A 12,649-nucleotide genomic window follows, 5' to 3' on the forward strand; every position below is an offset into this window, starting at 1 on the left:
CCTTCTCCTATCGGTTAAACGTGGACAACAATTGCTCAACAGGCACATATTCGAGCGCGAGATCGTTAGCTACTGCTTGATGCGTCACATGGCCGCCGGCTATGTTTATTCCGCAGAGAAGAGCATCACTCCTTTCAATGGAACCACCTACACCATTGTTAGCAATTAACATTACATATGGAAAAGTGGCCTGGCATAATGCGATGGTAGATGTTCTGGGAACTGCTCCCGGTATGTTCGGAACGGCATAATGCAGAACACCGTGCTTAATATAAACCGGATCATCATGTGTTGTCAGGCGATTGCCCGTTTCAAATATTCCTCCCTGATCAATGGCCACATCCAAAATAACAGAGCCCACACTCATTTGACGAACCATGTCTTCCGTTACCAACTTCGGGGCTTTAGCTCCGGGAACTAGAACCGCTCCAATCATCAAATCTGCTTCAGCTACCGCATCCTCAATAACGGAAGGACTAGAGGCTAAAGTTTGAATTCGTGAGCCGTGAATATCCTCCAAAATGCGCAGCCTTTCCTGATTCATATCAATGACAGTCACATCGGCTCCAAGACCAATTGCGATCTTCGCCGCATTACTTCCGACAACGCCACCTCCAATAATGGTTACCTTACCGCGTTTCACTCCAGGCACACCTCCCAGTAGTACCCCTTTTCCCCCTTCGGTCATTTCCAACAAATGGGTGCCAATTTGAATGGACATTCGGCCGGCAATTTCGCTCATTGGAGTCAGCAGAGGGAACATCCTGTTCAATTCAACGGTTTCATACACTATGGCAGTTACTTTTGCAGCGGTTAAAGCTTGGACAAGTTTCGGTTCCGCAGCCAAATGCAGATAACAAATCAAGATGAGTCCTTCCCTAAAATATCGATACTCTGCAGGCAGCGGCTCCTTAACCTTTAACAGCAATTCCGCAAACGACCAAATATCTGACGATTGCTCCATCAAGGTTGCTCCTGCCGCCGAATATTCCTCATCTGCGAAACCGGCACCAAGACCGGCATTATACTGCACGGCTACTTCGTGGTCGCAATGCACTAATTCTTTTACGCCATACGGGGTAAGCGCCACCCGGTTTTCTCTGTTTTTCATTTCCTTTGGAACACCGATTCTCATTTTGATTCCTCCTCCCATCTATCTATAAGTATAAAATGAAAAGACGGTCGGCATTGTTCAAATACGACAAAGTTATGCCTTGTTTTCGTGTATTCCAACAAATCTATGATCTCTTCATTTTTTCGATTTTCATTTCGAGCAGGATTGTTATTTTTTGATCCGTATTTCTTAAATCGATCCCGCCAATCTCCGAAATTCGTTTCAATCGGTAATTTAAAGTGTTCGTATGGATGTGCAAAACGTCAGCGGTATCCTTCACATTGCTGTCATGAAATAAAAACTGCTCTAGCGTTTCCAGCAATCCACTGTTATGCTCCCTATCGTAAGATCTGATTTTTTCTAAACACACGCTCTCGGATCGGGTGGGCATTTGCTCCAACAACAGCGGTAAGTACCGATAATAGCCTAAAGATTGAAAATCGTATACGTGATACAAATCTTGTGGAAATTGCTTTTTCAGATTTAACACGGCGCGCGCTTCTCGGCCGCTTTGTTCGACCATCGTGTAATCACTGTATAAAAGTCCGCTTGCTCCCTCGACCTTTCCCAAACGGTCCTTCATTCGGATTAAGAAAGAACGCACGAATGCCGCCGAACTTTCGTTTGTGAACGTTAACGAGGCGGGCGTCGCCAGTATAATAAATTGTCGTTCATCCCGCACATGAAAAATGACCTTTATGTCCTTAGCCGTTGCCACCATGTATTGCAATTGTAAGTATGTATTCAAGTTGATGTCATCGTCGAATTGAAACAACATCACCTGATATTTTGCGGGGAGAGTGATGCCCAACTGGGCCGCCTTTTCCTGTATGTCCTCATCCGAGTTCAGATACCCTGTCAACAACTGCCAGAAAAAATTTTGCTGCCCTTCCTCCTCCTTGCGCCTATGATTTTGCAACTGCAGCATTAACTTTTTGGAGGCATCAGTTGCCAACTTAAATTTGTTCAGCTTAATTTCGTCGAATTGTATTCCCTCATCCACCGCCCATATATAACCCAGTATGTCCTTGTCATGACGAATGGTCACCGCAACTCTTGCTCCGAGCCCAACCTCGGGAATCGCCGCAACTTGCAACGGACCTTCGCTATCCATCAACTGACGGATGACTCCATGTTTCCATAAGGCACCGATGACATGCTCCGGAACTCTGCGCCCGATGATGGTTGCGGTTCGAACTGAATCGGTGGCAAGGCTGTGCGAGCTGTGTGCGATCAGTTGATGATTGGCGTTTTCAATGGTAACGGGACATTGTAGCATCTCACTGATTGCATCCGCCAAAGCAATAAAACTATCAAACTCAAGATCGAAATGTGCCTTCTCTTTCATTGCTTTCCGGTCTCCTCACGCACGTCCCATCGATCCACGGTTAATTTGCAAGCTGTATAGGTTAAGCAGGAAAAATGAAAGTCAACTTGTACCTTAGTGCCGCGATGCCTTATATTGTTCAGTTGAAAGTACTCCTTTAGGTACGCATTAACGCGTTCAACTGAATATTTTAATGCGAGAGAGCCATCGAGCCAACATGGCTCTCATGCATTAACTAACGGCACCTTTGCACTGCAATAATCAGTTTTTAAAAATGCGCTAAAGAAACCTATTTCGGAGGAAGAAGTATTTACAGATCATAGCAAGTAAGGCTCTTCATATGCTGATGCAAGTTCTAAATGCTAATCAAAATTAAGTTGATAATATGTATAATTTGGGGAGAAATATAAAACTTCATCTATTCTCATATAAATTTTGATTCCTTTCTATTAATAATTTTTTGACTAAAATAGATAAATTGCAATTGCTCTTCATTTAAAACAGTTAAATTAACGGTTGTGGTGCAAATATTAAAAATGCCAAGAGTCTCTCACTATTTTAATTTAATTAGACTGCCAATCCGAATAATTTATTAATCTGATCAACCGTTGAAAGAGCAGTCGAATTATTTTCGGTCTGCCCTTTCCTGATCATATGCATTGCCTCGATTCCCTTTAACGTCCGTTCAGCAGTCAGAAACGATTTGAACCCTAACATTGGATTTGTAATTTTCTTTATGAATCGATGATCTTGTTCCACAATGTTGTTTAAATACTTCGTTTGTCGAATCACGGTTTCTTTCGATAGGGCTTTTTCATTCATTAATTGTTGAATTGCTGGAGGATAAGCTGCATTTTTATCGACTGTAATAACGCGAGGCAACTGGTTATGGGGTGAGGATAACGCCTTCTTGAAAAAGCGTTTGGCCGCTTTCGCATCACGGTTAGCAGCCAGCATAAAATCAATCGTGTTGCCTTTTGAATCCACTGCCCTGTAAAGATATTTCCACTGGCCTTTGACATTGATATAAGTTTCATCGACTCTATAAGAGTCGTTAGTAGGATTTAAAAAGGGACGAATTCGCTTGTCAATTTCGGGTCCGAACTCATGGACCCATCTCATGATCGTCGTATGGGAAATCTTTAGTCCCCGTTCACTCATTATTTCTGCCATATCACGATAGCTTAAACTATATTTCAAATACTATCTAACTGTTAATAAGATGATTTCCGCTTCGTAATGTTTCCATTTGAAAATATTCGATGCTTTTTCCAATTAATTTGCCCCATCCCATATGCTTTTCTAAGTCAATATTAGCATGGATGAATTTCTTGCACCAGAACCTAGCCGCACACCCCCATGTTATATTGTTAAAGTGTATGTGGGCTTAGGCGCGGCTGTGCCTGTACGGAAGTAAAAAAATAAGCAGAATAACTAATAGCTCAACTTTCCTTTAATACTAACAGAGGAAAGACAACTTATCCCTGAGATAAAAGAATATATTGTCTCTCCACCATCATTAGATTTGTTTGGATAATAATCTTTCCAGAAAAAAATCGATAAAAGCTTCGCTTTTCACTTCTTTGGCCACCTGAATGACCGAACGGCTAGCCAACTCTTCAGCGCCCCGCACCAATTGATCCTCGCGGTTTCTGTCCGTACGGTTGAAAGTCAAGCCTCGTGTAACCGTTCCGGTCAATTCAACGTATACAGCCTCCCGCTCGAATCGCAAAAGATCTCCGCCGAAAATCCCATACACTGCCAAAGCATCGTGCAAAATCGGCAGAATGCGATCTTTGGTTTCGATTTGCCATTGCCTGATCAATTGCCAGAGCAAGCGGACAAGCGGGGATGCTTTTTCCGATTCCAAACGTTTTAACTGATCCGCATTCATAAGACATTGCTTTGTAACATCCAGCCCTATTGCCTTAACCGGAATGTTGGATTGAAATACAATATGAGCCGCCTCCGGATCGCACTGTATATTCCATTCCACATAGTGAAAGTAATAAGAGCCGCCCATCATCACGATTTTATTTAATTTTTGCTTCAATTGCGGCTCCTTCAACAAGGCTACCGCAACATTGGTCAACGGACCGATGGTGACCAAGGTCAAAGAATCATCGGAATGCATCACACTATCAATAATAAAATCTACCGCGTTAACTGGATTGAGATCTATCTCCCCCATCGTTTCTTTGATATATTGACAGGGTAACTTTGTTTCATCGATGGGCTGGTTCAGCGGCTGACCGCATCCCGCATAAACCGGAATCTGCTTGAATCCTGCTGTATCAAGCAGATTAGTAGCGATCTTTGCTTTCGCTTTCGTATTCCCAAATACGGTTGTTACACCGAGGATATTCACCTCAGGACAGTTAAGAGCAAAGGCCAACGCCAATGCATCGTCAATGTCATCACCAATGTCTGTATCGATAATTATGTTCTCGCGATTCATCATATACTGCCTCCTATAGTTTGGCTTGCCATTAAGCTTATTTCTTAGCTATAATACCCCCATGGTTTTAAGCCACATTTGCGCTATTAAAGCATGCCCTGCTTGTGAAGGGTGTACACCATCATTAGACCAGAATGCAGGATCTCTTTTTGTGCAACCTTGTGCAAATAAACCATCACATGGAACAAATAGTGCGTTAAACTCCATAGCTAGGTTACGTACCACTTGTATTTTAGGATCCAAATCTTCTCTCCACTTTTTCCTCTCTTCGGGATACGGCAGTACAAAGGGTTCACACAATATAATTTTTGCATTTAAATTTTCCTTTATCTGAGTTAGGATATCCCGGTATATATTCTCGAATTTGTCTGCAGAGGTTGGGTTATTGCTATCATATCTTCGCCAGCAATCATTGATTCCAATCAGTATTGAAACCCAGGAAGGCTTTAACTCCAAACAATCAGTCTTCCAGCGAGCCTGTAAATGTTCAACTGTATTCCCGCCTATACCACGGTTAATAAAGCTGACCTTTTTTTCAGGATATAAAGCGGAAAACCATGCAGCGATTATATTCGCATAACCTAATCCAAGATCATCGTTATTATCATGGCTGCGACCCGCATCTGTAATACTATCTCCTTGAAAAAGTACCAGCTCTCCCTCATTAATCAACAAACTCATAATTAAATCTCCTCTATATTAATGTTTTCGTTTTTCGACAAACTACGACTTACTCAAACCTAGCTTGCTTAACTGCATCGGGCTCCATTGATCTCTTGAAAAAGGTCTCATTCGTACCGTAAATTCGGCTCTAACTGGCAGAAGCTGATACTTTAACATCGTATCACAACCGCAGCTGTTGCTGCCTAACCCGCCCAGAGCATAATCCAGATGAAGTATCGTTTCATCTCTGCGTTTGAGGTCATAAGTATGTTTGGCATTGGTAAAATCCTGCGGTGTAAAATGATGCGCACTCACATTGAACAAAGGCACCCCTGTGATCAACAGTCCCATACCGCCGCTATTGGATATCGCTGCCCAACGGACATCACCTTTGTTTCCGTTTTCCTGAGGATTGATATAGGGTACATACTGATCTTGAACTTTACCACTGTAAACGCCGATTCTGGCACTCTCTTTCATATCTGGATAGCTTTCATGAGGCCCTCTGCCATACCATTCCATCCGATCGAATTCTCCGGGCAAGCTCATTTCTAATCCGAGCCTCGGCAGATGCGGAAGGTCTTCGCGGGGGTTAAATTGTGCCCTAATCTCGATATCTCCGGAGCTATAGATCGTATATGTAAAGATATTATGGAAGCAAGGCGGTTGACTTCTCGGCGAATACACAGCGGCTACGTCTATTCGTACCGTCTGAGGATTCAGCAGGTTAATCACGACGCTTTCCACTCGTTTAATCAATCGATCCAGCCCTGCATTGCACCAATTCACTTTTTGAAACATGTCATTGTCTGTCGGTGCCCGCCAGCCATTAAATTCCGGTCCGCTCTTCAGCAAAGAAACACTCTGATAAGTCCAATCAATAATCTGTCCTTTGATTTTGTCAAACGTAACTGTGAACTCTTCACCTTCAATCACCATATATCTGCCTATTTCATTTATGTTCAGCTTTGGCAAAGCGGATAGTTCCATTGCGCTATCTTTTTGCGACGTTACAGGAAGGTCCATCTGCGCCCACGCCAATTCAAACCCTTGAGGAGCCCACAACGTAGATTTACGGAGGACAAACCGTACATTGAGCCTGTATTCTCCGGCGGATAGAAGTTTCGGAAGTTGATACGGAATCTTAATTATCGCCTCTGAACCAGCAGGTATATCAAGTTCTCCCAGAATTCCCTGTTCAAGTGTTTCGTCATCTCTTTCCATAGACCACACACAAACAAATAATGAAAGTGAAGCGAAACTATATAGATTCACAATTTTAACTTTACCTGTATTCAGATCTATGGGTACAACTTTAATCGGCTCCAAAACTTTTTTATATTCGATGAGACCGGTGTGAGGGATTCTATCGGGAAAGTTCAACCCGTCAATGCAGAAATTTCCATCATTCGGGAAATCATTGAAGTCACCACCGTAGGCAAAATACTCCGTACCGTTTTCCGTTTGCTGTCTAATCCCATGATCCACCCATTCCCACACGCAACCTCCTATTAAAGCAGGGTATTCATAGATTGCATCCCAGTATTCCTTAAGATTGCCGGGGCCAAGTCCCATGGCATGCGCATATTCACAGAGGAACAACGGGCGTTGATCGTTGCCTTTGGCATATTCTGTAATGAACTCTACAGTTTGATACATCACACTGACGACATCAGAAGAATCATTGCCGGAACCGTATACCCCGCCAGCATGTCCTTCGTAATGAATCGGTCGGGTCGGGTCGCATTTTCTCATCCATTCAGCCATTGCAGCAAAATTTTCGCCGTAACCGGATTCATTGCCTAATGACCACATGATAATGCTCGGATGATTTTTATCCCTCTCTACTGTACGTATCCCTCTATCAATGTAAGCCTCTTTCCAAGCAGGGTCACTCGATAGCCGATTTAAGTCTCCAGTGAGTTGAAAGCCATGGCATTCGAGATCAGCTTCATCAATCACATAGAGACCGTAACGATCACATAAGTCAAGCCATCTCGGATCATTGGGATAATGAGCTGTCCTGACAGCATTGATATTGTGCTGCTTCATCAAGGTTATATCCTTCAGCATCGTTTCGTAAGGAACCGTATGTCCCAAATCGGGATGCGTATCATGACGGTTAACGCCTTTGATTTTGATCGGAACACCATTGACAAGCAGCATCCTGTCCTTTATCTCTACACTGCGAAATCCGATGTGGAGACACACAACCTCTGTGATAGTCTTCTGATCATTACTGAGCATTAGAAGCAAGGTGTACAGAAATGGCTCTTCCGCTGACCACTTGCGGGGATTTTCCACAGATAGACGCATTTGAAATGCAGCTTCTTCTCCAGGCAAAACAATGATTTTTCCGTCATAATTTGCTTCGCTTAGAGTCTTTCCAGCAGTGTCTATGAGTTGAAAGCTTAGTTGATGGCCTTTACTTTCATTTTCACTATCGTTTTTAATCTTTACTTTGATATCAAGAAACGCGTTGCAGTAAGCATCACCCAAGCTCGTTGTTGTATACACGTCTCGGATATGAAGTTTAGGCACAGCTAAAAGGTACACATCGCGAAAAATACCGCTCAACCGCCACATATCCTGGTCTTCCAGGTAACTTGCATAGGACCATTGATAAACTCGGACTGCGATTAAATTCTCGCCTACTTTTATGTAAGCAGAAATATCAAATTCGGCTGGTAGATGGCTTCCTTGGCTAAAGCCGACGAAATGTCCATTGATCCAAAGCTGGAATGCCGAGTCTACCCCTTCAAAAACGATAAAGATCTCTTTTTCGTCCCATCCTTCAGGTACATAAAAGCTTCTTCTGTAGGATCCTGTCGGGTTAAGGTCAGGAATATGGGGAGGATCCACAGGATATGGGTAGGCAACATTCGTATAATGAGGCTTTCCATAGCCGCACATCTGCCAGTTGCTAGGTACTTTGATGCTATCCCAACTGCTGTCGTCATAAGATTCCTCATAAAATTGTTCAGGAGCCTCTTCGGTCGATTCCGCATAATTGAATTTCCAAAGTCCATTGATCAATTTGAAGCAGGATGAAGCTCCTCTTTCTCCGGATAGGGCAGAAACCGTATCGGTGTAAGGAATAATTGTTGCACGCGGCAGCTCTCTTCCACGATGCAAAATGTTAAGGTTTTTCCAATCTGGGATCTCTGTGTTATGGTTTGTCATATAGTTCCCCTTTCTACACTTAATAAGGTTCTGGTGCAAAAATATTTTCACATACCATATGAAGTATTGAAAATAGAAATAAACCTCCAGTCGACTACTATATATTGTGGGTCTGAATTTTTTTGCACCAAAACCATATTTAAGCCAATTATAATTTTATTTTGTTAAAACGATTCGGACTGAACAATTCGATCGGAAGCGAGGTTGTTCCTGTTGTGGCCAGATCAGCCAATATTTCGCCGACAACACTGACGAATTTGAAGCCATGCCCCGAAAAACCTGCCCCAATCGCAACCTGTTTATATTCCGGATGAAGGGAAATGACAAAATGTTCATCCGGGGTATTCGAATACAGGCAAGTTTTGGCCTGCAAAAACTTGCCCTTCAACTGCGGAATGCGGTTGCCGATATATTCCCTCATCTTAGCTACCTCGAAGTCATAAACATTTCGGTCAATTGTATCTGCCGTGCATGTCTGACCCATCCGGAAAAAAGCAACTTTGACGCCTTCTCCTCTTAGGCCTAAAGAAGGAATTCCATAGAACTGCACTCCGTCTTCCGCTTCCCAAACGTAAATCGGTAATTGGCCCAACCGAAACGGCTCGATCCCGTCCGTCGGGGCAAACCACATCATAACCTGCCGTTCGATCTTTAAACTCAACCCCATATCTTCCAGCAAGCTCGGCGCCCACGCTCCGGGAGAAATCACCAAGCGGCCGGCTTCATACACCCCGTCCGCGGTTGTAACGGTCACTCCTTCTCCGGAAGGATGGGCTTCCCAACAGATTACAGGTTCGTAAAATCTTAGTTCCGCACCATGTTTCTCCGCTTGAATCAAATGCGCTAATACACTATTTTCTGGTCTTACAAAACCGGCCTTTTGTTTGATCATGGGGCGAGCCAAAGCGTTCAAGCCCGAGTACGCGCTGTCCCCGTTTGGCCAGATGATACGCTGCCGCGCTGCCCATGCTTCCAAGTCCAATTACAATCACATCATATTGCTGTTTCACTGGAATCACTTCCTTATCGAATCGATTCTTTTACTTTGCGATAAGTAAATAATGAGTGGTAACCATAACCGGGTAACAGCGTCCAAAATATTCAACTAGCAGTATTTTTGGATCTTGTTCCTTCAGCGCCGGTTTGGCTTCTCGCATCACCATAATCCGCTAATTACTAAGTTTTTTTACCAATTTCAAAACAATGTTAATAGTGAAAACATATGGCTCTGGTGCACCTTAGCCCTATTTGAAAATACGGGAGTTTTTTGAAAATCGTCCGTTCCGATATCGCGATGGTATACGCAATATCGGAACGGACGATTCTTTCACGCAGCAAGTAAGCGCCTTCTTATGTTTCGCGATCCGCCATCTTATAGCCGCCTGTCAACCTCCCTTTATAAATAAACTTTATTTCTTAGCTGCTAAGAAAGCATCAAATTGTTTTTGCTTTTCAGTAATAATTTTATCCACACCAGCTGCTTTTTGTTTTGCCAAGAACTCAGCGATTTTAGCTTCCGGCTCCACTGATCCCGTTCTGATTGCGGATTGGTATTGTTTACCAACATTAGCTACAGCTGCGATTTCACTTTTAACGGGTTCAGCATCAAATGAGAAGCCTAGACCCGGAGATTTAACGCCTTTAGCGTTGAATGCCTTAAACAACTCCCATTTCTGCGGATTTTCATTAGACATCAGGTAGTTTAAGAATTGGTTGCCAAGCTCCCATTGTGCGCCTGGGTTATAAGGATGATTTTTAGGGTCAATTCCAGGAGCTACATCAATGATATTATCCGATTTTTTCACATAATGCTTTCCTTCAATACCATAGTTAATTAAGTTATTTAAAAATTTATCACTATGCAGCAATCCAATCACTTGCATGGCTTTATCTGGATTTTTCGATGATTTCGAAATGGCCAACATTGCTCCTGAAGCATCCCCCGTTGTAATAGCAGGCACTGTCAAATCAATTTGTCCTAGCTTAAAACCAACATAACCTTCCAATTCAGCTGCCTTACCTGGTTTTAGACCGTCTACCCACATAAATACTTTTCCTGCTTTTGCTTGATCGGCTACGGTCACAGTGCTGGTTGCTGCATCTTGATTGATGTAACCTGCCTTGAACCATGAACGAGTAAGTTTCATTATGTCTAAAAATTCAGGAGATTCCAATTTATTAAAAATTTTCGTGGATGTACCTATTTTACTAATAACGCCCGGAATATTATTATCGCCTAAAGCATCCCATGCTAGATCGATACTATTACCAGTCGAAGTCAAAAAGAAAGGCGTAATATTAGATTCCTTTTCTTTTATCACTTTTAACAATGGCTCTAAATCAGCCCATGTTTTGACCTTGGATACATCCAATTGGTATTTATCAACTAAATCTTGACGATAGATAACGCCGTATGTTGCAGCCAGTTCTTTGTTAGTTGGAATTCCGTAGTTTTTTCCATTAATTTTGGATCCTTCCAAGAAAGCTGGATCTAGCTCTTTCCGTATTTCTGGAGCATTTTTGTCAATCAAAGCCCCAAGCTCTAAAAAAGCACCTTTTGCTACATTAATCGAATATCTCTGCCATGCGGCTGTGAAAATAATATCAGCAGGCTCACCAGAAGCGATCAATAGGTTCAGTTTATTATCCCATTGGCCCCAATCGACTGCATTTAATTTAAGCGTAACATTAATCTTGTCTTTTAAATATTTATTTGCTTCTGCTTCGACTAAGGCAACATCCTTTTGTACTGTACCTGGATACATGATGGATATTTCCACTGCAGGTTCACTTGGCTTAGCTGTCACTGTTGACGGAGCTGCAGTTGCAGCACCTGCTGCCTCAGTAGCTTTCGGCGTTTCATTTGTTGTGTCTGCTGCGTTCTTCGCACACCCTGCTGCCACAATACTAAGTGATAATAGTAAAACCAAGCTAATCAAACCAAATCTTTTTTTCATTCGTAAACCCTCCCAAGTATTATTATATACTAAACCGAACAAAATTCGGGATTAGCCTTTCACAGCGCCAATGGTAAGCCCTTTGACAAAATATTTCTGAAAAAAAGGATACGCTAACACAATTGGTCCAATACCAACCACTGCCATCGCCATCTGCAATGTCCTTGATGGGAGATTAATGACCCCGCCCACTTTGGACAATTGACTGGCTGCATTATCATTCGTTGTCAAATACTGAATGTTAAGTAGTGTTTTATACATTAGATACTGCAGGCTAATTCCATTGCTTTTGGTAATATAGAGTAAGCTGAGGAACCAATCATTCCAGTAATTCAATGTATTAAACAGTCCAATTGTAGCGAGCACCGGAAGCGATAACGGCAGGATGATTTTATAGAATATTTTCCATTCACTTGCACCGTCAATGGTTGCAGATTCAACGATCGAATCTGGAATAGTCGTTTGAAAAAAGGTTCGCATTATGATTACAAAAAACGGTTGGAGCAATAAAGGTATAATCAGGGACCAAACCGAATCTTTGAGATGCAAGAAATTCACATAGACCAAGTACCAAGGAACCAATCCACCATTAAAGATCATCGTCAAAAATATAAAAAGCGCAAATTTATTACGATGCTTCAATTCTTTTCTGGATAAAGGATAAGCATAAAGGGCAATTAATAGTAAACTAAGTAATGTACCTACCACTGTAACAAAGATAGAAACCCCATAAGCTGTAATAATTTGCGGTGCTTGATTAAGCAGAAAATTATAGGCTTCTAGGCTGAATTTCTGCGGAATAAACTTAAAGCCATTTGCAACAATTGTGTTTTCATCCGAAAAGGAAACCCCAACAACCAAGACAACGGGAAGTAAACAAGCTAACGAGGCACAGATAAAAAATAGATGAAGCAGCCATTGGGATAATGTATATTTTGCCATTCATA

At 42.4% G+C, this 12,649-nt stretch carries 9 protein-coding genes and 1 pseudogene; all 10 read right to left on the reverse strand.

The features are described 5' to 3' along the window. Window positions 1-7: 7 nt before the first annotated feature. Window positions 8-1,135 (reverse strand): alanine dehydrogenase, encoded by a 1,128-nt coding sequence (ald, locus tag BLV33_RS03110; protein WP_090788202.1) that lies wholly within the window; start codon window positions 1,133-1,135, stop codon window positions 8-10. A gap of 103 nt (window positions 1,136-1,238) precedes the next feature. Further along, a complete protein-coding gene (locus BLV33_RS03115) occupies window positions 1,239-2,462 on the reverse strand; it encodes a PucR family transcriptional regulator (RefSeq protein ID WP_090788204.1) in 1,224 nt (407 codons plus the stop codon). Window positions 2,463-3,008: 546 nt separating this feature from the next. Next, window positions 3,009-3,716: pseudogene (locus tag BLV33_RS03120) on the reverse strand (IS6 family transposase). Between the two features lie 244 nt (window positions 3,717-3,960). Then, window positions 3,961-4,902 carry a nucleoside hydrolase gene (locus BLV33_RS03125; protein WP_090788206.1) on the reverse strand — a complete coding sequence of 314 codons (942 nt, stop codon included), beginning with the start codon at window positions 4,900-4,902 and terminating at the stop codon, window positions 3,961-3,963. A gap of 45 nt (window positions 4,903-4,947) precedes the next feature. After that, on the reverse strand, window positions 4,948-5,580 hold the full coding sequence (locus BLV33_RS03130) for an SGNH/GDSL hydrolase family protein (protein WP_090788208.1): 633 nt from the start codon (window positions 5,578-5,580) through the stop codon (window positions 4,948-4,950). Window positions 5,581-5,622: 42 nt separating this feature from the next. Next, window positions 5,623-8,745: a beta-galactosidase, LacZ type gene (locus tag BLV33_RS03135; protein WP_090788210.1), complete on the reverse strand. Its 3,123-nt coding sequence runs from the start codon at window positions 8,743-8,745 to the stop codon at window positions 5,623-5,625. Window positions 8,746-8,893: 148 nt separating this feature from the next. Further along, window positions 8,894-9,637 (reverse strand): FAD-dependent oxidoreductase, encoded by a 744-nt coding sequence (locus tag BLV33_RS03140; protein WP_366414702.1) that lies wholly within the window; start codon window positions 9,635-9,637, stop codon window positions 8,894-8,896. Further along, entirely contained in the window at window positions 9,597-9,713 is a 117-nt protein-coding gene (locus BLV33_RS30590; protein WP_366414843.1) for a hypothetical protein, read from the reverse strand. Before BLV33_RS30590 ends, BLV33_RS03140 begins: the two co-directional genes overlap by 41 nt. A 441-nt stretch (window positions 9,714-10,154) precedes the next feature. Then, window positions 10,155-11,702 (reverse strand): ABC transporter substrate-binding protein, encoded by a 1,548-nt coding sequence (locus BLV33_RS03145; RefSeq protein ID WP_090788213.1) that lies wholly within the window; start codon window positions 11,700-11,702, stop codon window positions 10,155-10,157. A 51-nt stretch (window positions 11,703-11,753) separates the two neighbouring features. Continuing rightward, window positions 11,754-12,644, reverse strand: a complete 891-nt coding sequence (locus BLV33_RS03150) for a carbohydrate ABC transporter permease (protein ID WP_090788215.1) — start codon at window positions 12,642-12,644, stop codon at window positions 11,754-11,756. Window positions 12,645-12,649: the final 5 nt, after the last annotated feature.

Origin of the sequence: Paenibacillus sp. GP183 (assembly GCF_900104695.1) — a bacterium.
Taxonomy (GTDB): Bacteria; Bacillota; Bacilli; order Paenibacillales; family NBRC-103111; genus Paenibacillus_AI.